The following is a 21,159-nucleotide window of genomic DNA, read 5'->3' on the forward strand; positions in this document are numbered from 1 at the left end:
TACTGGGCTGATCACAAATCCCTTTACATTACTGATCGTGCCGTTGGCACTCTGAAAACATATCTGCTTCATTAACCCAGAATTGCATTCTGGGCATTTACAGGCCTTGCCTTTGGCAAGGAAAATCGGATCAGCCGGAAAGTTGATTTAAGCGTATGTGCCAAAGGCACAACAGGTAACCGCCCTGAATGCAGCAAAGCGAAATTCAGGGATGGGAAATCCGAATGAATTCGCCAAGAGTGCCAACGGCACGATCAGTAAATCCTAGGTCACTTCTACTGGTGGGGATCCCTATAGCTCTGGTAAAAACTATGGTGGCTTGGTGGCTACGGGGTCCAACACAGGTTAATTACATTATCAAGCATCATGATCCCACCCCAGATATTCAGACTGATCCTTTAAAGGACACACCTAATAGTTGGGGCAGACTATAGAATCATATAAATAGTTAGATGATGATATAGATAGAAAATATAGAAAAAGGTGTCTTGAAAATCTATTCTATTTCACTGATTTAAAAGAATTTAACGATCCTTAATCATGAACTCTTTTACAAAAAAGAAAATGAATTGCTTACTGATCATAGATCTTACAGAAATCAGTGTGAACTTTTACATAGGATTCTCTATGGGAGGTAAGGTAGGATAAACCGCAACCAATCATATCTATAATCTGACTATAGTATTCATTGATTACAAAGTCGGGAATAGAGCGAAGTCTGGGATATGTCAACACAACTTCCCCAATCATACGGCTCCAGATCCAATTCCTGCATTTCCGTACGCTTTTTTAACGCTTCGCAGAGATATATTTTCCACTGATCCATTGGCGTTCCATATTCACCATGTCAATTCTGGGAATGTCATGTCGATTTGGATCCGCCGTTATACGCTAGTCACTCTTTTTACATTAAGTTCTCTCCTCCATACATCAGGGCAGAATCTGTCTTTCAGCTCTTGGACAGAGGCTTTTGAATATGCCAAAGAACACCAGCCGGATTTCCTGATCTGGGAAAAGACAGCTGATCAGCAGACCTATGAAGTACGTAACGCAAAGGGAGGATTAATGCCCCAGCTTAAAGCTTATGGGAATTATGACAATTTTCTTCAGCTTCCTGTTCAATTGGTGCCTTCTGAGGCATTTGGCGGAGAGCCGGGCACCTTTACTGAAATACAGTTTGGTACCCAGTACCAATTGGATGTAGGGTTGCAAGCAAGTCTCCCCTTAGTCGATACCAAAGCATGGAATAGGGTAAAATCAGCCAAACTGGAAAAACAACTCAACAACTCTGAATTACAGGCAACCCGTCAAAATCACAAAGAACAACTGGCCCGTACGTATTATCTGACCTTACTTAGCCAAGAAGCTTTGGAGCTTAGTGAAGACAACTACAAAGCTGCTGATAGTATCCATCAAGCCGCCAAGCACCAATTTGATCAGGGAGTTCTGGAACCTCTTCCTTACCAGCGTCTCAAGGCAGCTGCTTTCCGGGCCAAGTCCCAATACCATCAGCAAGTCTCCTCAACTTCTTCTAACTCAAACAAACTGAAGTATCTAATAGGGTTGGATCAGGGAGATTCTATCCACCTGACGGAGACTGTTACCTATCAGGCCATGCCGGAGGGTATCCCTAGCTACCTTTTGGAAACACAGCCTGACTACCAGGGAGCTACAGTATCATTGAAATTGGCAGAGCGGAACCTAAAAGCTTCCCGACAAAGACATCTCCCTACACTGAATGCTGTTGGAAGGTATTCACAACAGGCCTGGTCTGATGATATGAGAATGTCCAATTACACATGGTTCAGTACGGCGATGATTGGGTTGAGATTGGAATGGAATATTTTCGGAGGTAATCTCACCCGGAATCAAATCAATTCAACCAAACTGCAACGTGAAATTGCGGAAGCCAGGCTGCGTCAAACTGAGCAACACTTGATCCAAGAGCAGCATGATTTATTCACTGATCTCGCCCAAAACCTTAAAATTCTGGAAAGTTACAGGGAAACCTATACTGTGTACCAGGATAATTATCGTCTCGCCCAGATCCAGCTCCGAGAAGGAGTGATCAGTGCAGACGAACTGCTCCAGGTACAACAGGAACTTTGGGACAATCAACGACAGTACCTAAACAGTATGGCGGATTATCTGATCGCAAAAGCCTTGATCGAAATTAAATCAGAGTAAACAATCAAAAAGCACATTTAACCCATGCCCATAATGCAGCATCTGTCCAATAAAATCACCTTTTGGGGATACCTGATTTTCCCTGTTTTGGTGTCATGTGGAAACGGGGAAACATTGAGTCCAGAGATCAAATCCCTGACTGAGGCAGTGTATGCTTCAGGCTATATCCAATCTCGGGGAGAATTTGAACTTACTGCCCAATCAGAAGGGATTCTAAAGAAGCGGTTTGTGGAAGAGGGGGATTATGTGGATGCAGGCCAGGAATTGTTTGAAATCGCCAGCACGGCCCAAGAGGCAAGGTTGGCCAACGCCCAAAACCTATATGAACTGGCCAGCAAGAACTCAGGCGACAATAGCCCCTTGTTGGCAGAAGCCCAGAATGCAGTACAGCTTACATGGGAAAAATATCAAGCGGACTCGATCAACTATGTACGCTACACTAACCTGTGGAATGAAAAGGCAACTTCCCAAGCGAAATATGAGGCGGCCGTCACTGCCTTCAATTCTTCCAAACTGTCTTGGATCCAAAGCAAAAACAACCTGGAAAACCGATGGGATCAATTAAAAATCGAGCGGGATCAAGCCTATCAACAATTATTGTCGGCCAGGGAGGAATCCGGCTTTTATACCGTCAGGGCCGAACAGCCCGGGACTTTTTTTCAGAGTGGAAAAGAGCCCGGAGAACTCGTGCGCAAAGGAGACTTACTGGCTGTGCTGGGAATGGAAGGCGGATTTATAGCTAATCTGAAAGTGGATGAACAGGATATATCCCGACTAAAAACAGGTCAAAAAGTGATGCTAAAGATTGATGCTTATCCCGATAGCATGTATGAAGCCAAACTGGAAAAAATCTACACTAAAGTGGATCCGCGTGACCAGATGCTGAGGGTGGACGCAGCTGTTCAGGATCAGCTGCCCGGCAAATATACCGGATTGGCATTGGAGGCAAATATTGTGACCAGGGAAAAAGATTCCGTACTGGTGATCCAACGGAATTTACTGATGGAGGGAGACAGTATCATGATAGAAAAAGACGGCAAAGAAAAGAAAGTAAAAGTAGAGATAGGGCTAAGGACTCTTAGTGAGGTGGAAGTTTTATCAGGAATCGACCGAAACACGAAACTTATTAAACCATCAGGGTGATTCTCTCCATAGCGAAGACCCATCTGCTGGCGAAACCCAAGCAATCTCTGGTGGCTATGCTCGGGGTCACTTTTGGCATAGGAATGTTCGTGGCCATGGTCAGTCTGATGAGTGGGCTCAATAATTTTACAGAAGAGCTCACAATGACCTCCTCACCGGACATCCATATTTACAAGGATATCACTGAGTCCCGGGTTTCCATTATGGACCAGCTGAATCCCGAAGGGATTAATTTTGTGCATCACCCCAAACCCAAAAATGAATCTCAAAAAATCCGGAATGCCTTCCAGATAGCAGAATTGATTCGTCGGGATCCTGATGTTCTGGGCGCCGCCCCACAGCTATCCAGTCAGGTGTTTTACAACTTCGGTCCCGTGCAGCTCAACGGGAACATTGCAGGGGTGGACATATTGGAAGAGGACAAGTTATTTGACCTTTCTTCCAAAATGAAAGCAGGAGAAATCGCCGGACTGCTCACCACCACCAACGGTCTGATCATGGGAAGTGGACTTGCCAAAACACTCTCGCTTTCGGTTGGTGACAACGTAACCGTCACGACACCAGAGGGAGTTACCATATCGCTCAAAGTGGTTGGAATATTTCAGATGGGACTTGGAGAAATTGATAATTCCCGGAGTTATGCGAATATATCCACGGTCCAGAAAATTCTTGGCAAAGACCAGAGCTACATCACTGACATCAATGTGAAGCTGATAGATCTCTATCAAGCAAAAGCCAAAGCCGTACAGATACAATCTATTTTCGGATACAAAGCTGAAGACTGGGAGACAGCAAATGCGACATTTTTGGCAGGGGCGGTGATACGGAATATTATGACCTATTCTGTATCCATTACCCTGTTGATTGTGGCCGGGTTTGGGATCTACAATATTCTGAATATGACCATTTTCAGTAAGATGAAAGATATTGCTATCCTCAAGGCGACAGGATTTGCCGCAAAGGATGTCACCGGCATCTTTATGACGCAATCGCTGGTTATCGGTTTAATGGGAAGTGTATTGGGGCTAATTCTTGGATTTATTCTGTCCTATTTACTTTCGTTGGCTCCCTTTGACGGTGGGGATGTGATTGCCATTGATGCATTGCCGGTGAGTTTTGATCCGCTGTACTATGTAATAGGGATTGTATTTGGAGTAGCCACTACCGCAGTGGCGGGTTATATGCCCTCCCGCAAAGCCGGCCATGTAGATCCAATTGAAATTATCCGTGGTATCTAGCCATGCAACTGCTAATCGATTTAGAATGAAGGAGATTATATTAGAAACAAAGGGAATCAACAAATATTTCCATGAACCGCAGACCTTTCAGGTGCTCAATGACATCAACTTAAGAGTATTTAAAGGGGAATTCCTCAGTCTGGTAGGCAAATCCGGATGCGGGAAATCTACCTTGATGTATCTGCTGAGTACCATGGACACCGATTATAAAGGGGTGCTGGAAATCAGCGGGGAAAATCTCACAGGAAAGCGTGCCGACTACCTGGCCGGATTTCGGAACCGCAACATCGGATTTGTGTTTCAGTTTCATTTTCTCCTTCCTGAATTTACAGCCCTACAGAACGTGATGATTCCTGCTCTGAAGCTTGGGGAATATCCAGAGACCAAGATCAGGAATCGGGCAATGGAGAAGCTGGAAATGCTCGGTATTGCTGATCAGGCAGGTAAAATGTCCTCCAAGCTTTCGGGTGGGCAACAGCAACGTGTGGCTATCGCACGAGCATTGATCAATGATCCGGCATTGATCATGGGAGATGAGCCCACGGGTAATCTGGACAGCACCAATTCAGATATTGTATTTGATATATTTAGAAAGCTGACACGTGATTTTGGGCAGACAATCATCGCTGTCACCCACGATGATGATTTTGCAGCCAATTCAGACCGCATAATAGAGATGAGGGATGGGAAAATCGTCGGCTAAACATCCTTCTACACAAAAAAAAGAGGATCAGCTTACTCAGATCCGAAGGGAACTATATTTTCTTAAATTTGAAGCCTGTGTAAAGCAATTAGACCAGATGGAAAAAGAGCTGCCCTTATTTTATCCCGAAATTTCCCATGTTTAAGCGTAAGTATTTTTGGCTGGAATACGGGATTATTTTGACCTTCGCCACCGTAGGGAGCATCGTAAGATACTTTGTATGGGACTTTTTGGAATTGAAAGGAGGATTGACACTGGAGGCGGTATTGATTTCATATATTTCTATTGTCATCGCGTGGGAAGTCTTCCGGGGAGTCAACAGCTACCTGAACAAGACATTGCCCTTTGAAAAGGGAATTGCCAGGCGGATTGGAGTACAGCTGACCATCGGAGTACTCTTTATGAGCCTGTTCGGCACTATTATATTGTCATACGCAGCGCAGTTTTTTGACGAGCCAATGGGCAGGATGTTCAATACCACTGCCTATGCCACTTACATTATTTTATCCTTTTTAATCAACAGTGTTTTTTTTGCAAAATTTTTCTTTGACCAGTGGAAGAACGGAATTCTAAAGACGGAACAGCTTGAAAAAGAGAAAACCCAAGTACAGTTTGACAACCTCAAAAATCAGCTCAATCCACACTTCCTGTTCAATTCCATGAGCTCGCTGAACAGTCTGATCTATGATAATCAGGAATTGGCTTCGGATTTTCTTCAAAACCTAAGTAAGGTTTACCGCTATGTGCTTCAGAATGAAGAACGCACATTGGTTCCTATCTCCAGTGAGCTGGATTTTATTCGGCATTTTATCTTTCTGTTGGAAACGCGCTTTCAAAATACCATCCATATCAGGGTAGAAGTAGATCCCCAAGTGTGTGATTTGGGCATAGTTCCGGTTACACTACAGGTACTTCTCGAAAATGCGGTGAAGCATAACCAAATGGACGAGGACCATCCACTCCAAATCAGGATTTACTCCCAACTGGATAAACTGATGGTGGTCAATTCACTTCTTCCAAAGAAGTCTGTTGAAAGCAGCAACAAGAAAGGCTTGAATAACCTCAAATCACTTTATGCCTTTCTTACAGAGACACCTATAGCGATCCGGAGTACGGAGGATCATTTCAGTGTGGAAATTCCTCTGCTCAGAATACAAGATCGTGTCCTACTTGATTACAAAAATGTCAGTTAACCCGTGAAAATGGAATTTTTCTTTAATACAACGCCAAAAATACTGATTATAGAAGATGAATCACTAGTGGCCAATGGGCTGATCAAAAACATCAGAGAACTTATCCCCGAGGCCAGGATTTATCCCATCCTGACCAGCGTAAAAAAGGCACTCCATTGGTTTGATAAAAATGAAGTGCCCGATCTTATTTTTTCAGATGTCCAGCTTTCAGACGGGATAAGCTTTGATATTTTCGAACAGTATGAACCTGCCTGTCCCGTCATATTTACCACTGCGTATGACCAATACGCCCTTAAGGCCTTTGAGGTAAACAGTGTAGATTTTCTTCTCAAACCTATCGGAAAGGATGATCTGAGAAAATCGCTGGAAAAACTAAAAAAAAGATGGGAGTCCTATCGCCTGCCCAACTTAAATGCAAGCCTGAGACAGAGCGTTCAGGGACAATTATATTTAGAGCGTTTTCTTGTGCAGCACAATCAGGGATTTATGCCTGTGATCCAGGATGAAGTCGGCTGTTTTCAGAAAGATGAATTGATTTTTACGTGGAAAAGGGATGGGAAGAGATACCTGACGGATTTTAATTCCATTGATGAACTGGAGTCAAAACTCAATCCTGCGTTGTTTTTTCGCGCCAACCGTCAGTTCATCATTCGGGTTGACAATATAATGCACATCAAATCAACCCATAAAGGAATTAAAGTACAGCTACACGTACCTCAACAGTTTATTCTCGATGTAAGTCGCGAAAAAGCACAGATCTTTAAAAAATGGCTGTTGGGGAGTTAATGCTATATATTATAAGGTATAGTTCACACTAATCTATAAGAGTACTTTTTTTTGCAATCGGTACATTTGTACTCTGCCATCAATCCCCCTCTTGCCAATTATTATATTTCTCTCTCCAGAGCCATAAAATGAGTGATCTCATTTACCCAATTCGACAGCGGAACTACAGTGATCTGACAGCGGTATTCCTCCCTATTCTGCCTATAGTTAATCAGCGTTTCTGTAAACCGCCTTCCCGAACCCAAATTCTCCCTAATTCTTTGTTTTACCTCGGTAGATGTATTTTCCCCTTGAAGAAAGCTGGGGGTTTTACCTATAGCAAATTCAGGCTGGTAGCCGGTCATGGATTGGAAACCCTGGCTTACCCAATGGATATTTTGCTGTATATCCGTCACTACAATGGCATGATAATACACCTCCAGTTCTGATTTAATATCCACCTGCCATCCGTTCTTCCCTGCAAGCTGGGTCAGCTGAGCTAGCTCTATTGCCCTGTTATTTTTCAAAGCGGAGAGCGGATTGCTTAGATCCCAACTTAACAGAGGGACATGTTTCAGCGTGATTTTTTCCTTCATATAAGATTAAATCACCAAAAGCCTCCTTTTGTTTTAGCTAGCTGATTTATTTTCAGTCTTGCATTTCTGTACAGAATAAAACACTGCTCATCATAACTCAAAAACATGCTCCTCCTTATTCTTCTTCCCTTTCAGATTTAAGGAAATGTGCGTCATCAGCCTATTTCCTGCCAATGCGCGGTCATTTGCCAGATGTTGGCTCAAAGGAATCTGATAGTTTGCTCCAATAGAAACACGTCCCATATTCATCTCCACTCCCACTACACTGCTCAGAAGGCTTCCTCCTGACTGATAGACCTTATATTTATTGTATAGTATGTCCTGAGGCTGGGTTTCGTAGAGCAGACCGACATTGGGCGCGATACGGACTTTATCTTTAACATTGAATTTATAATAGCCCAGTATATTTCCTGTGAACTTATTGCCATACCTGTACTCATAGCTATTCTCCGTATTCAGCTTATAGCTAGTATTGAGGTTGATGCCAAGATCCATCAGACGTATGTCATAAGCCGCATTGAACATAAAATCCGTGCTTCCCGAGCCTAACTGGAAGTTGTTGGGAGAATTAGGCATGATTTGTTCACCGTCTTCATAATTCCCAGTAGGCGCCTTCACTCCGCCGCCCACCCAGAGCGAATGTGCAAGAAACTTATCATTTCCGGTAGTGACACGGGATTCGAACAGCTTGTAATTCAGAATAGCCACTACATCTCCCAGACCATGCTTTTCACCTGCTACAGTACCTCGCTCAATCTTCCGTGTATTAAAATTGTAAGGCAAAATTGCCATAATTCTCCAACGGTTGCCGAAATTCCAAGCCCCCCAAACCTCCATACTCTGATACGTTTCATCTGAGGTCAAAGGCGTACGGTTCCCGTTCGGGCCAAGATGGGTTGTCAGCAATTTTGACTGGTAACGCACACCGATAAACTTATCGCTAAAATCAGGCAATATTCCCAGATAATAGCTTCCCACACCACAACCGCAGATATCACAAGCCAATGATGTAAGCGGAGAAGCGAGTAAAAGAAGAATTATTATTAGTTTAATTTTCATTTGTTGAAGGAGCTATTGATAACCGGTTCTGCCAAGAGTGGATCCGTAACAAAATCCCGGTCATTCAGTATGTTGAGAAACTCTATTAAATTGTCTTTTTCCACATCGCTTATAGCGATGCCGATTGACCCGTCCGCATTTCTAAAAACAGGATCAAGTGTCTCTGAATCCACCATTCCCGTACGGTAATGTTCAATTACCCTGTTCAGTGTCAAAAAACGCCCATCGTGCATGTAAGGACCAGTATATTGCCAATTGCGGAGGCTTGGCACTTTAAATTTATAGCGGTCAGCATCGTTGAGCGTCACCTCAAACCTTCCCTGATCATTAATATGATTGGGAGCCAAACCATTGTTGCGATAGCTTTGGTCAGTGAGCAGCGGCTCAGCATGGCAGGAGGCGCAGTTTTTGGCAAACACCCGATAGCCTGCCAATTGCTGTGGAGAAAAAGCTGCTCCAGCTTCATTTCTTCTCACCTTGTCATAGTCTGAGTTATCACTCACGGCCAATAGCATGTATTGGGACAAGGCTTTGAAAAACCTTGCATCAGTAATCTCAGCTGTACCAAAAGCTTTTTTGAACAAGTCAGGATATTCCGGATGCTCCCGAAGTTTTTTTAACACATTAGGTACATTTTCATCCATTTCCACAGGGCTGGTAATCGCATTGACAGCTGCCAGGTCCAGATCAAATACGCCTCCATCCCAGAAGAACTCTTCACCCCATGCCAGGTTCATAATAGGCATGGGATTACGGATCCCCAGCAGATCGTCTATACCATGACTCACATCATGTCCATGATGGGTGAAGGCCGCAGACTGTATATGACAGCTTCCACAGGCTATGGTGTTATTGCGGGATAGTCTAGGTTCGAAGAAGAGTCTTTTCCCCAGTTCAAAACCTTCTTTGGTAACTTCATTTCTGGAAAAATCATAGCTTGCTTCCGGAAATCCCTGCGGCTGCACAAAGCCGGAAAACCGTTCAGGCAGTTCCTCTCCGGGACTGCATGAGAAAATCAAAACCGCCAAAAACACCGCAACCCCACCCCAATCAAGCCTGGGGCTAAACCGGGTATTCTCTTTTGCATCCATTTACAGTTCGTCTTCTCCTCTTGTAAAATTCTCCGTGTGGTCATGGGTGAACATCCCCGGGAAATTGTTGGCGATGTTCACGCTATAGTCACTGAACATCACATTGGGGTGCTCTGGAATACTGAATGCATGCTGTCCGTCGAAAACATTCATTACATCCACGAATAAATGCACATTACTCCTCAAGCCTTCCCTGACCTGCGCAATCCCTCCCTGATTCAGATCCATGGAGATTTCTTTAATATTATTTAGTGTAGGGGCACTGTACCCGCCAAATCCTCCAATATGGTATTTGAACTGCTTGTTGCCGGTAGGGTCTCCCTGCTGATCATCAGTGATCAGATCACAGGTACCTTCAAACTTGAAAAAAATATAGCCACTATTCCATCCCCAGTACATGCCTCCACCTTCATGTCCCTGGCTCGGATCAAAAGACAGCACGCCCGGACGCTCTTCTACAGGCTTGGTATTTCTCAAACTGTCCACGCCCAAGACAAAGGAGATCTTGGTATAATCCCCTTCCGGCACCGTCACCTTGGTAAACCGGGTATTTCTGTCCTGTGCCTGTACCAAAAAATAACTTTCCTCCTGAGGCACGACATATTCTTCTCCCGACTCAGTGTAAAGCTTAATATTACTGATGAAGTATTGTAAAGTCCGGATGGAAAACACCTCTCCTTTGGCATTGGTGTACTGTCGTGGTTCAAGACCAAAAGTCTCCTCTCCCACGATGTTATCAAATTCAATGGAGAATTCACCTGTTTTGGTCAGATCTGGCGAGGAGTCTTCGGTCGAATTACAAGAAACACTGACAAGCAAACATATCCCTGCCATTAATATGCTGGATACAAAGACCTTTATTCTCTGATTTATATAGTTCATGTGTATTTAGTTAATTTGAGTCTGTCCAGTAATCTTTGCCTATGAAATCCTGGTCAGTCAGGGTATGTAGAAAATCTTTAATTGCAGATATGTCTTCTTGGGAAAGGGGAATCCCCGCTTTTTCGCCATTTTGAAAAACCAATCTGCTTGTGTAAGCAGTGTTAGCCACTTGATTGGCATAATGATCCAGAACTTCATCCATCGTCCCAAATCGACCATCATGCATATAGGGAGCCGTGACCATACTGTTCCTGAGAGAAGGGGTTTTAAAGGCTCCCATATCCGCTTCAGCGTGAGATATCCTATACCTACCCAAACGGATCATCTCATGGGAAGTATCAGAGAAATCCTCATCTATCCCATTATTATGAAATTTGTTATCGGTAAAGAGCTCTCCTGAATGGCATGAAGCGCAGTGCTTTTTAACCAATGCAAATCCCTTAAGTTCTGAATCAGTAAACCGCACCCCTGAAGCCTCACCCATCCATCGGTCATACTTACTATCTGCCGACACTAGCGTACGTTGAAATTGTGCAAGTGCCTTTGCAACATTGACAGCCGTAGTACCATCTTCAAAAGCAGCGTCAAACATTTCCGTGTAGCTTGGATTGAGAGAAAGTACATATTCCAGTTCAGCGAGATCCATCCCCATTTCATCAGCGTGTGTGAGAGGGCCTAATGCCTGTGATTCGAGATTTTTAGACCCACCGTCCCAGAACAGCCCATTCCCCATCCACGCCAGATTAAACAAAGCGGGGGAATGCCTCTCCAAAGCTTTACCACTAACCCCTTGAGCCCCTAAAGCCAATCCATCTGAAAAGGCCAGCGCAGGATTATGACAACTAGCACAGGAGACTCTTCCATCAGCGGAAATCGACTTATCGAAAAAAAGAGTTTTGCCCAGTAAAACACCCTGTTCTGTAAGTGGATTATCTTCCATATACACCGGAGAAGGAAATCCATCAGGGACTTCTAACTCCAATTTAGTTGGGGTAGCGTTAACATCAGGCATCGGCTCTTCTTCTATTGCAGCACAACTGCCCATGCCAAGGGCAGCTAAACAGACCATTGAAGAAATACCGATGCCGTAGTTAAAGCCCATAAAAAGAAGCCCGTGTGTGGGTAGTCAATTTTTATTTTGAAGCGAAAGATGCTGAGCTAAAGGAAATCGCATTTACATAATTATCCCTCAACTTCTCCATCTTGCCCACATCAGTTGCTCCTATGACAGCACTATCCCATGCATTTTCAAGAGAAACTACCTGCTGCACGTCCAGATTCAACTCTATCACAGATGAGGTAGCCGAACTGATGCGTATAGGCTGATCAAATTCTATAGATTTTTGGACGTACATTTCGTTGGAACCCGTTTCCAGGAAAAAGTTCTGCGATTGTTCTGAATCAGAAGCAAGGGTCATCCTGCCTGCCGCGGAGGTGAAGATGTAGCTGGTGAACCACATCCAACTATCTTTGGCCATTCCGTTCATAGGAGTCAATTCACCGATCTGCAGGGTAAGGTTATCGTTGTATTTTGGTTCTACACCAATACTGAATTTCACACCTTTATATTCTCCTGCAGGTATCCCCGAAAGTGCAATCTCTTCCCGCTTATTTGCAGAATAGACTTTTCCGTAGGTTCCTTCTTGCACAGGTATTTCACCCGTTTCCTCCATCAGGTAATAGGAATCAGGAACACTAAATTCTTCCCCATTTTCATTCACCAGTATTACATTCCCCACCCAATACCGTAATCTAGAGAATTCGTAATTTAAAGCCTGATCACCGGATGTTGTTTGAAACGGTCTGTTCAGCTCAAAATCATCCTCACCAAAACGGGCATCAATCACCAAACGGGTATCCCCTCCCGCTTCCAGCATTATAGGATCCGCATCATCAGTGCAGGATACCACTAAAACAAATGAGCAGAGGAGAACAAAAGACTTGCTTAGTAGATCTTTATATAAACACATAAATTATATTAATTGATATTTTGAAAATTAGACATAGTTATATCACCACAACACAAAACATGTATTGCATAATAATACAACGCGATAAATAAGATTATCCTTAATAAATAAACTTCCGAATCAGGCTATATTTTTCAAATCCATATATGAAAAAACAGCATCACAAACAGATGCCACACCAAGTTGGCACCAATAACACGCATTAACCGGAAAGAAGAAATAACAGGAAGATCTAAAAAATCAAATCTTGGGTGGCTTGACCACTTCTCTGATCAATAAAACGGTATAAGGCTCAACATAGGGAGCCAAAAAACTGCCTACCAAAGTAAAATCACGCTTAAAACCTTGACTAACTGCTGAAGCTGGAATATAAACCCCAAAGTCCATAGCGAATTTATGGGTAGAATTTGCATCCTGCTTTTCTTTTTGAGCCTTCATCTGCTCCGCAAGGTAGCATTTGCCATCGCAGTTCATCATAGGCTTATCCTTATTGATACAGAAATTCTCTATGATGTAAGCTTTATTCAACTCATAGCTTCCCTGGATTACGGAATACACCATACTGTTCAGCAGGAGTATGGAGCAAAGAGAAATATGTATGAGTATTTTCAGCACAGCACAAAAATACAATCAGATAAAACAATGACAAAGTAATTCAACAAATAAATCTAGCCCGACAACTCTTTTGTAAATATATAATTACATATTGTGATTATCCGAAATGATGCCAGTATAGATATTTTCTTTGCTCAGTTGGCTTGAAGACCGAAGACGGAAGACGGAAGACGGTAGAGGCCTCAATTCTATTGTTGTCCATAAGCTAAAATGCTTTACTGGCAGAAAAGCGGATATACATATTATATATTAAAGTCAACGAAACTGAATGAAGTCAAAAACATTCTCATTTGCCCGCTAATTAATCCAACGTGATTTTTATTTGAAGAGTCTGCTTGATTCCAAACCTTCGATAAGCACATCTATATCCTCAACCTTATTAAACACATTCACAGACACCCGTAATTTCCCTGCCCTATTAGATACTGAAATCTTCCTTTCCTCTAGGTTCTTTTTCAAAAGTTCAGGATCTATATCTTCCGGGAGTTTCAAACCGAATAGATGTGCTGAGCTATATGACTCATCTTCGAGCTCCACGTTCAAGCTTTTCAGGTATTCATAAAGTGGTGCCGTGAGCTTTCGGCAATACCTCTCTATTCTCTCCACAGTCCATTCATTTATCTGCTTCAGACCTTCATTGAGCATAGGCAAGAGAATGAAGTTACTCATCTCGCCCACATTGTACCGCCCGGAATCCTCCGCATATTCATGGTCGTAGTGGGTCAGGTTACCAAAGTCCTGTGAATTGGTTCTGTTCAGCCAAGACTCTTCTAAAGGCTCTCCTCCTTCGAAAGCATGTCCATAGAATGCAAACCCCATCCCATAGGAGCCAAAGAGCCATTTGTAGCTGGCGCAGATCAACGCATCGATTTTAAAACGCTTCACATCCACTTCGGCCGCTCCAGTGGACTGGGTGCCATCTACTATGAAAATTGCCCCTACGGATTTGCATTTTTGCCCTATACTCTCCAGATCAAATTTCAACCCATTCGTCCAGTGAACAGAAGACATCAGCACAACTGCCGTTTCCGAGGTGATACTCTCCAGGATATTTTTATTCCAACTTTCTCCCTGAGTTGTTGTTTCCTTGTCAGGCCCCACAACTTTCAGCTCCGCATGATGTCTATCACACCAGGTTTTTAATGAAAAGTACCCACTAGGGAACTCATCCTCCAACACGATGGCATGCTGCTCAGGCTTACAGGCAATATTCCCCAATGCGGTGGCAAATCCATAAGAAGTGGAAGGAATCAAGGCGACCTGCAAGGGATCACAATTTATAAGCTCTGCAAATCTTCCCTTAACTTCTTTGGGTAAAGTGAAAAAATCTTCAGGTGTAATTTGAGAAGGATTTCTAGCCTGAATAAGTGCTGCTATAGCAGCAGCCTCAGCCGACTTCAACAGTGGGGATCTGGCCCCACAATTGAGATAATGAATATCCGGGTCAAGGTTAAATAGGTGTTTCTGAGAATCCATTATATAGGAGTTTGGTTTACAAAAAAGAGGTAGATATCCAGAGGCAAGCTACCTTATTCTAACACGCGTAATCTGTAAGCGTTCATCGCATACTTGCCGAGATGCTCGGTCAGGCGGTAATTTGCTATTGCCCCAACCCCGGCTCCCACTACCGGGATGAGTTGCGCCAGTTTGGCCAGATCTATGTAATCCCTATAGTCAAGCTGAAAGGTCTTCCAATCAAATTCCTTAAAATCTTTTGGCAAAGTCTCCCGATATTCCTCCCAATTCTCCAACAACCCTATCAGGTCATTCCTCCTTTGCTGGGATGAAAATGCAAGTTGAAATACATACAGCAAAAACAGTCGCTCATGAAAATTCTTAGTATCAAAGCCATAAAGTGCCGCGATATCAAAAAGCAATTTCATCTTGATCGTGAGGAATGCGGGAAAATCCGCAAATCCCATGAGAATGCCTCCTGCCCCGGTAACCGCACCCTCTACTGAGGCGGTGTTTCTATACCATTTGATCCTACTTCGTACCTTGAACTCCCGCTGTTGCAACGTGAGACTTGCGTGGGGCTTAGGCACAATCCAGCTCGACCCGGTAATCACCGCTTTTACCATATTTTCTATAGCCATGGTAATAGCCTTGTGTACTTTTTCCGGTATCCAGCTATTGATTCTGCTCTGCACTCCGTGAGTCAGTCGTCCGCCGAGACTTGGCTTTTTTTTCATCCTAAACTGCCAGAGCGAGAGTTCGGCATGGGCATAATGTAAATAGGAGTCCATACTTTCAATTTAATTCACCTTAGTATCAAACGGATATTAGCACAATAGTTTCAATAATGGATTCAAAGATGAATCATTCGTCAAATCCCGGACGGAAGCTCTAACGTACCTCGGGATTTAATTTTGCTCACTGATATATAACCCCGCATTCCCGGCAGGTAAACAGTTACATAGAAAAAACCGCCCTTCTGAAGGCGGTTTTAACTTAATAAAGATCTAACCATTTACTTATAAAGCCCATTAAACAACATCTTGAATGTCCCATGCGACTGTGCCCTAAAGGTGATCTCTGGCCCAAAAGCATAGAACTTTCCTTTTCCCATCTGAGCTTCGAATGCAGTCACACCGTTCTTCAGATAAGACTGCCCCCATGCCCAGCCACTTCTCAAGGGCGCTTCATCGCCAAACCAGGCAATTGGCCTGATTCCCTTATTCACAGCTGAGGGCGACAGCCGGAATACCGGGCTTCGGTTGAACATGATGTATGCATTTTCGCCCATCCCATAATTGATCGGAACTGAATTATCCACCTGCATCTCCAACACAGAGCCAGGAACATAGTACTTCTCGCCGCTGAGCGATTTGGCTTTTCCCTCTGAATCAATCTCCGTCAAGGCATCTTCTACCGGAAGGTCAAAATGATAAGCGAGTTCAGTAGCCGATCCTACGGTGATGATCCGCCCCCCGTTTTCGACGAATTGTTTCAACTGAGGCACAGACTTATCCGCTGAGAAATCTCCTAGCATATGGTGATACTTTTCATCAATTTCCTCTGGCTTTGGCTGTGCCCTGGAGTATCCTCTGGAGCCCATGCCTGGGATACCGGAGCTTATGAACAGCAATGCATCAAATTTATCATTCAGACCTCCTGCATTAATTTCTTCAGGAAAGACCAGCTGGTATTCAAAGTGGAATTGCTCCATCATCCAGCGAACCCAACCAGAGGGCATAGATCCTCCATAATAATCATACAGGCCAATTCTGGCAGGCTGAATCTGGACAGCTTCTTTTGGCATGGATGCCGGTACAGGATAGACCCCGTATTCCTTTGCTGCTTTTTCCAGCTCCTTTTTACCTCCAGAGACATAAAAGGAACCAGCTGGCAATCCATCCACAGCTGAAGAAGTTCTATAAACTTTCACCTTCGCTTTCAGCAGATCATTTACCGTCATAAAACTGTTATTGTTTCTGGCATCCAACAGATATCCTGAGCCATTTGCCAAGGTTTTGGTCGGAGGAGATTGCAGTTCTCCATAAGGAATACGCTCAAATGGCCCATCAAACCCTTCGTACATCTTATCCACTTCTACTCCCATCTGCATGGCCAACGTCCAGCCTGCCGCATCATAAGGTCTGATAGGAGGCCCTCCTGGATACAAGAAATCATTTGGGTGATCCTGAGGCTCGAACATGTCCATCACATGTGGACGGAAAGCCTGCACTGTTTTCACAATGAAGGAATTCTTAGGATAGGTTTTTCCATTTATGGTAAACGCTTCTACGGCTTTTTCCACCAAGATGCCAGATTTGATCAAGGCATTCATAAATTTCACCGCTGAAGGAAAGTCGGGCTGATCAGCAGAAAGTATATAGCCACGGGGATCTCTATTTGCAGGATCAGTATAAACAGAATCGTAAAACTGCTCAGGAATTCTCGATCGGGAGGCGCTTTCTTCTGCTTTGCTTTTCTGCGACTCCGCAAACTCATCCTGAACCGCCTGTGCAAATCTTGGGTACATAGTCCAGTTGTCCCTGCTACCCTTTTCTATGGACTTTCGCCCCATCAAGTAAATATTCAAAAGCAACTCATCCCCGTGCCGCACGGCATGGTTTAGAATCGCATAATTCAAAGAGACCGAATAGTCGATGGACCGTCTGAAATGCCAATCCTGTGGCGTTACCGGGTACGGTGTACCATTATTCGGTATAAGGCGCTCGGGCACCAACGGCACCTTGGATGGGGTGGGATTACCGATGATCTCTGTGAGAATACCGATGATATTATGATAGTAAGGAGTAGTCCTAAGACCACCGTTCCACCAAGTGGAAAATACCGAACCATCCAGTCTCGTATATCCAGGGCGGTCCTCCTGATGCATTCTGTTGATCATGGCGGCTCCCACTGCATCCAGACTAGTGATGATAAGAGGATCAAAAACATGGTTGAACGGATCCCGGTAAGGTGGGCCAGCCACTACCGCACCTGCGGGGGCAGACTGATGGTGGTTATAGATAATCTGCGGAATCCACTCCACGTATTGCTGGAGGGACATATTTGCGGCCTCGCTCATATTATTCATGTAGAAATCACGGTTATTGTCATGCCCTACATATTTCTGATAAAGGATTGGGATATTCTGATCCCTATCTTCCGGATTCTCCTTCCGCATATACCAATCGGACATGATTTCCATTCCGTCAGGATTTGCATGAACTAAGAGAATTATTACATTTTCAAGGATCCTCAATGTTTCCTCATCATCCCTTGATGCCAACTGGTAAAGGGTTTCCGTCAGCTGCTGCGTGGCGACCACTTCGTTGGCATGTAATCCACCATCGATCCAAACGACCGGCTTTCCCTCTATAGAAAGTTTCTCCGCCTCTTCTCTGGAGATCTCCGCACGGGCCATCAGTTGTGATATTTCCTTGTACCGACCCAGCTTTGCAAAATTGTCAGGCGCAGTCACAATCATCATGGGCTGGGACCTACCGTACTCAGTTTTCCCTATTTCCACCAGCCGCACACGGTCACTGGCATCAGCCACTTTCTTGAAATAAGCTTCTGTCTGGGAGAAATTGGCGAGCATATAGTCTTCGCCTATATCAAAGCCAAAGTGCGATCTTGGAGTAGGCACATGCTGTGCGAATACTCCAACCGTAAAAGTTATCAGCAGTACAATCAGTGTAAATCTTAATCTCATAAGCTTTGGGGTTCATTTTTTAAAAGCCTAAAATAGTATGAAAACAGAGCCCATCCCTGAAAGAATATCTCTTTTCTCTATATTTTACAGGACTGGAGAAATACGTAAATAAGTTATTCCTTACCGATAAAAGGACTTGTCTATTTATTAGGGGATTAGCAGGCAAAATAAAGTACTGGACATGCCTAACATTAAAACAATGGGATCTTTTTCAATTGTATTTGAAAATTGTTTTGATAACGGCAAGAACCCAAAATAATCTACTGAATCAACCAACGGCAGTTAGCCTTCCAATCAAAAATCATTACTTTTGCTCATAAATCCATTCCCCATCTTTCCCGAAAAAAACAACTAACCATGTCCGAGGTTAAAATCTTTTCAGGCACCAACAGCCAATCTCTCGCAGAAAAAATAGCAAAAAACTACGGTAAAAAACTAGGCGATCTCACCCTGTCAAAATTCAGTGACGGTGAGTTATCCCCGAGTTTCAATGAATCTATACGGGGATGCACAGTCTTTTTAGTGCAAAGCACCACCCCTCCGAGTGACAACCTTCTGGAACTTTGCCTGATGATAGATGCCGCCAAGAGAGCCAGTGCTTATAAAGTTTGTGCCGTTATACCTTACTTCGGATATGCCAGACAGGACAGGAAAGACAGACCCAGAGTATCCATTGCCGCAAAGGCTATCGCAAATATGATCACCTCGGCAGGTGCTGACCGCATCATGACCTGTGACCTACACGCCGGACAAATCCAAGGTTTTTTCGACATACCTTTGGATCATTTGAATGGATCAGCTATTTTTGTGCCCTATTTGAATTCGCTGAGACTTCCTGATATGATTTTCGCATCACCGGATGTGGGGGGAGTAGCAAGAGCCAGGGCTTATGCCAAGCATTTTGAAGTAGAAATGGTGGTCTGTGACAAGCACAGAAAAAGAGCCAATGAGATTGCTTCTATGCAAGTGATCGGGGATGTGGAAGGAAAAGACGTGATTCTTGTTGACGACTTGGTTGATACAGCAGGTACGCTTTGCAAAGCTGCCGAGATGGTCATGGAGAAAGGAGCCAGTTCCGTAAGAGCGATCGCTACACATGGTGTACTCTCTGGAAAAGCCTACGAAAACATAGAAAATTCCGCTTTGGAAGAACTGGTGATCACAGACACCATCACCCCGAAACAGCAATCCTCAAAAATCAAGGTATTGACGGTCGCTGACCTGTTTGCAAAGGCTATCCATGCCGTAACAGGAAACACTTCTATCAGTTCTTTGTTTATCTAAGAACCAATTTTAATACAAATACACTATGAAAAATCTAGAGATTATAGGGTTTAAAAGAGCAAATCTCGACAGTGCCAGCCTTTCTGAATTGAGAGAATCAGGTAATGTTCCCTGCGTGGTTTACGGACCTGGTATCAAAGAGCAGATTCACTTCTACTCTCCGATCATCCTTTTCAGAGAGCTGATTTACACTCCTGAAGTTCACATGGTTAAGTTGAACATCGAAGGAACTATCATCAATGCAGTATTGAAAGACGCACAGTTTCATCCAGTAAGTGAAACACTTCTACACGCTGACTTTGTAGCTTACGCAGAAGATAAGCCTATCAAATTTGAGATTCCTGTAAAGGTATCAGGCAGTTCACCTGGACTTGCTAAAGGTGGTAAATTGGAATTGAAAACCAGAGTATTGAAGGTGAAAGGTCTTGCCAAAGACTTTCCGGACGTAATCCCTGTTGATATTTCTGGCCTAGACCTAGGCAAATCTTTCAAAGTAGAAGACTTAAACGTTGAAGGTTTTGAAATCCTTACTAGCCCAAATGTTTCTATCGTGACTATTGGTGTACCAAGAGCACTTAGAGGCAAAAAAGGCGGGGACGAAGAATAGTATCGTTCTCTATTCCATTTAAATCCTGCCCGCTTTGGGCAGGATTTTTTATTTTTATGCCTTTATAGCATAATATGAAATATTTAATCATTGGTCTGGGAAATATTGGCCCAGAATACGAACTGACCAGACATAACATAGGTTTTTTGACCTTGGACAGACTTGCAGACTCCCAAGGATGTATCTGGAAAAGTGACCGACTGGCCTTTAAAACTGAATTTAAATACAAAGGCAGGACTATCCATATGATCAAACCCACCACATACATGAATTTAAGTGGTAAGGCCATGAACTACTGGATGAAGGAGCTTCAGATAAACAAGGAAAACACACTGGTGGTCGTAGATGATGTCGCTATCCCTTTTGGCAAAGTCCGCATGAAACCCAAGGGCAGTGCCGCGGGGCATAATGGGCTGAAAAATATAGAAGAACTTACCGGAGGACAAAACTATCCACGCCTGAGAATGGGGATCGGTGATGACTTCCCAAAAGGCAGACAAGTTGATTTTGTCTTGGGTAACTATACCCAGTCCGAATTTTCCGATTTACCGATTCAAATGGACAAAGCCATCGACATGATCCTGTCATTTTGTACCATAGGAATAGAGCGTACCATGAATCAATTCAACGATTGATACGATAACATTTGGAATTCCCAA

Annotated in this window: 19 protein-coding genes; 9 read left to right on the forward strand and 10 right to left on the reverse strand. The window is 43.7% G+C overall.

Annotated features, from left to right (window positions below; genetic code table 11):
* The first annotated feature begins 864 nt into the window (after positions 1 to 864).
* The 6 genes from LZF95_RS22310 to LZF95_RS22335 all read left to right on the forward strand — a co-directional run bounded on the left by LZF95_RS22310 (position 865) and on the right by LZF95_RS22335 (position 7,250).
* Complete coding sequence (locus LZF95_RS22310; protein WP_233757509.1) at positions 865 to 2,187, forward strand: TolC family protein; 1,323 nt, start codon at positions 865 to 867, stop codon at positions 2,185 to 2,187.
* Positions 2,188 to 2,211: 24 nt separating this feature from the next.
* Complete coding sequence (locus tag LZF95_RS22315) at positions 2,212 to 3,330, forward strand: efflux RND transporter periplasmic adaptor subunit (RefSeq protein WP_233757510.1); 1,119 nt, start codon at positions 2,212 to 2,214, stop codon at positions 3,328 to 3,330.
* Complete coding sequence (locus LZF95_RS22320) at positions 3,327 to 4,568, forward strand: ABC transporter permease (protein WP_368670797.1); 1,242 nt, start codon at positions 3,327 to 3,329, stop codon at positions 4,566 to 4,568. The genes LZF95_RS22315 and LZF95_RS22320 overlap by 4 nt, the downstream gene beginning before the upstream one ends.
* Positions 4,569 to 4,593: 25 nt before the next feature.
* Complete coding sequence (locus LZF95_RS22325; RefSeq protein WP_233757511.1) at positions 4,594 to 5,271, forward strand: ABC transporter ATP-binding protein; 678 nt, start codon at positions 4,594 to 4,596, stop codon at positions 5,269 to 5,271.
* A 137-nt stretch (positions 5,272 to 5,408) separates the two neighbouring features.
* On the forward strand, positions 5,409 to 6,464 hold the full coding sequence (locus tag LZF95_RS22330) for a sensor histidine kinase (RefSeq protein WP_233757512.1): 1,056 nt from the start codon (positions 5,409 to 5,411) through the stop codon (positions 6,462 to 6,464).
* A gap of 9 nt (positions 6,465 to 6,473) precedes the next feature.
* A complete protein-coding gene (locus tag LZF95_RS22335) occupies positions 6,474 to 7,250 on the forward strand; it encodes a LytTR family DNA-binding domain-containing protein (protein ID WP_233757513.1) in 777 nt (258 codons plus the stop codon).
* Between the two features lie 101 nt (positions 7,251 to 7,351).
* Here the strand turns inward: LZF95_RS22335 and LZF95_RS22340 are convergent, their stop codons facing one another.
* The 10 genes from LZF95_RS22340 to LZF95_RS22385 all read right to left on the reverse strand — a co-directional run bounded on the left by LZF95_RS22340 (position 7,352) and on the right by LZF95_RS22385 (position 18,609).
* Positions 7,352 to 7,825 (reverse strand): PAS domain-containing protein, encoded by a 474-nt coding sequence (locus LZF95_RS22340; protein ID WP_233757514.1) that lies wholly within the window; start codon positions 7,823 to 7,825, stop codon positions 7,352 to 7,354.
* Positions 7,826 to 7,915: 90 nt separating this feature from the next.
* Positions 7,916 to 8,884, reverse strand: a complete 969-nt coding sequence (locus LZF95_RS22345) for a transporter (protein WP_233757515.1) — start codon at positions 8,882 to 8,884, stop codon at positions 7,916 to 7,918.
* Positions 8,881 to 9,975 carry a cytochrome-c peroxidase gene (locus LZF95_RS22350; protein ID WP_233757516.1) on the reverse strand — a complete coding sequence of 365 codons (1,095 nt, stop codon included), beginning with the start codon at positions 9,973 to 9,975 and terminating at the stop codon, positions 8,881 to 8,883. Before LZF95_RS22350 ends, LZF95_RS22345 begins: the two co-directional genes overlap by 4 nt.
* Entirely contained in the window at positions 9,976 to 10,857 is an 882-nt protein-coding gene (locus tag LZF95_RS22355; RefSeq protein WP_233757517.1) for an MbnP family protein, read from the reverse strand. It abuts the gene before it with no gap.
* A gap of 10 nt (positions 10,858 to 10,867) precedes the next feature.
* Complete coding sequence (locus LZF95_RS22360) at positions 10,868 to 11,959, reverse strand: cytochrome-c peroxidase (protein ID WP_233757519.1); 1,092 nt, start codon at positions 11,957 to 11,959, stop codon at positions 10,868 to 10,870.
* A gap of 31 nt (positions 11,960 to 11,990) precedes the next feature.
* The gene (locus tag LZF95_RS22365; protein WP_233757521.1) at positions 11,991 to 12,827 is read right to left on the reverse strand and encodes an MbnP family protein; all 837 of its coding nucleotides are present in this window, start codon (positions 12,825 to 12,827) and stop codon (positions 11,991 to 11,993) included.
* Positions 12,828 to 13,067: 240 nt separating this feature from the next.
* Positions 13,068 to 13,442, reverse strand: coding sequence for a hypothetical protein (locus LZF95_RS22370; RefSeq protein ID WP_233757523.1), 375 nt, complete (start codon positions 13,440 to 13,442; stop codon positions 13,068 to 13,070).
* 318 nt (positions 13,443 to 13,760) lie between these two features.
* A complete protein-coding gene (locus tag LZF95_RS22375) occupies positions 13,761 to 14,918 on the reverse strand; it encodes an aminotransferase class V-fold PLP-dependent enzyme (RefSeq protein ID WP_233757525.1) in 1,158 nt (385 codons plus the stop codon).
* Positions 14,919 to 14,971: 53 nt separating this feature from the next.
* Complete coding sequence (locus LZF95_RS22380; RefSeq protein ID WP_233757527.1) at positions 14,972 to 15,688, reverse strand: EcsC family protein; 717 nt, start codon at positions 15,686 to 15,688, stop codon at positions 14,972 to 14,974.
* 224 nt (positions 15,689 to 15,912) lie between these two features.
* A complete protein-coding gene (locus LZF95_RS22385; RefSeq protein ID WP_233757529.1) occupies positions 15,913 to 18,609 on the reverse strand; it encodes a M14 metallopeptidase family protein in 2,697 nt (898 codons plus the stop codon).
* A gap of 357 nt (positions 18,610 to 18,966) precedes the next feature.
* Between LZF95_RS22385 and LZF95_RS22390 the strand changes: the two genes are divergently transcribed.
* The 3 genes from LZF95_RS22390 (at position 18,967) to pth (ending at position 21,135) form a co-directional block, all read left to right on the forward strand.
* Positions 18,967 to 19,893 carry a ribose-phosphate pyrophosphokinase gene (locus tag LZF95_RS22390; protein WP_233757531.1) on the forward strand — a complete coding sequence of 309 codons (927 nt, stop codon included), beginning with the start codon at positions 18,967 to 18,969 and terminating at the stop codon, positions 19,891 to 19,893.
* 25 nt (positions 19,894 to 19,918) lie between these two features.
* Positions 19,919 to 20,500 (forward strand): 50S ribosomal protein L25/general stress protein Ctc, encoded by a 582-nt coding sequence (locus LZF95_RS22395; protein WP_233757532.1) that lies wholly within the window; start codon positions 19,919 to 19,921, stop codon positions 20,498 to 20,500.
* A 74-nt stretch (positions 20,501 to 20,574) separates the two neighbouring features.
* Complete coding sequence (pth, locus tag LZF95_RS22400) at positions 20,575 to 21,135, forward strand: aminoacyl-tRNA hydrolase (RefSeq protein WP_233757533.1); 561 nt, start codon at positions 20,575 to 20,577, stop codon at positions 21,133 to 21,135.
* Positions 21,136 to 21,159 lie beyond the last annotated feature (24 nt).

It is taken from the genome of Algoriphagus sp. AGSA1, from assembly GCF_021390545.1.
In the GTDB taxonomy this organism is placed as follows: Bacteria; Bacteroidota; Bacteroidia; order Cytophagales; family Cyclobacteriaceae; genus Algoriphagus.

Coding starts and splice junctions, on each gene's coding strand:
- LZF95_RS22310 (WP_233757509.1), top strand. CDS start 865: ATGTCGATTTGGATCCGCCGTTATACGCTAGTCACTCTTTTTACATTA.
- LZF95_RS22315 (WP_233757510.1), top strand. CDS start 2,212: ATGCCCATAATGCAGCATCTGTCCAATAAAATCACCTTTTGGGGATAC.
- LZF95_RS22325 (WP_233757511.1), top strand. CDS start 4,594: ATGAAGGAGATTATATTAGAAACAAAGGGAATCAACAAATATTTCCAT.
- LZF95_RS22330 (WP_233757512.1), top strand. CDS start 5,409: ATGTTTAAGCGTAAGTATTTTTGGCTGGAATACGGGATTATTTTGACC.
- LZF95_RS22335 (WP_233757513.1), top strand. CDS start 6,474: ATGGAATTTTTCTTTAATACAACGCCAAAAATACTGATTATAGAAGAT.
- LZF95_RS22340 (WP_233757514.1), bottom strand. CDS start 7,825: ATGAAGGAAAAAATCACGCTGAAACATGTCCCTCTGTTAAGTTGGGAT.
- LZF95_RS22345 (WP_233757515.1), bottom strand. CDS start 8,884: ATGAAAATTAAACTAATAATAATTCTTCTTTTACTCGCTTCTCCGCTT.
- LZF95_RS22350 (WP_233757516.1), bottom strand. CDS start 9,975: ATGGATGCAAAAGAGAATACCCGGTTTAGCCCCAGGCTTGATTGGGGT.
- LZF95_RS22355 (WP_233757517.1), bottom strand. CDS start 10,857: ATGAACTATATAAATCAGAGAATAAAGGTCTTTGTATCCAGCATATTA.
- LZF95_RS22360 (WP_233757519.1), bottom strand. CDS start 11,959: ATGGGCTTTAACTACGGCATCGGTATTTCTTCAATGGTCTGTTTAGCT.
- LZF95_RS22365 (WP_233757521.1), bottom strand. CDS start 12,827: ATGTGTTTATATAAAGATCTACTAAGCAAGTCTTTTGTTCTCCTCTGC.
- LZF95_RS22375 (WP_233757525.1), bottom strand. CDS start 14,918: ATGGATTCTCAGAAACACCTATTTAACCTTGACCCGGATATTCATTAT.
- LZF95_RS22380 (WP_233757527.1), bottom strand. CDS start 15,688: ATGGACTCCTATTTACATTATGCCCATGCCGAACTCTCGCTCTGGCAG.
- LZF95_RS22385 (WP_233757529.1), bottom strand. CDS start 18,609: ATGAGATTAAGATTTACACTGATTGTACTGCTGATAACTTTTACGGTT.
- LZF95_RS22390 (WP_233757531.1), top strand. CDS start 18,967: ATGTCCGAGGTTAAAATCTTTTCAGGCACCAACAGCCAATCTCTCGCA.
- LZF95_RS22395 (WP_233757532.1), top strand. CDS start 19,919: ATGAAAAATCTAGAGATTATAGGGTTTAAAAGAGCAAATCTCGACAGT.
- pth (WP_233757533.1), top strand. CDS start 20,575: ATGAAATATTTAATCATTGGTCTGGGAAATATTGGCCCAGAATACGAA.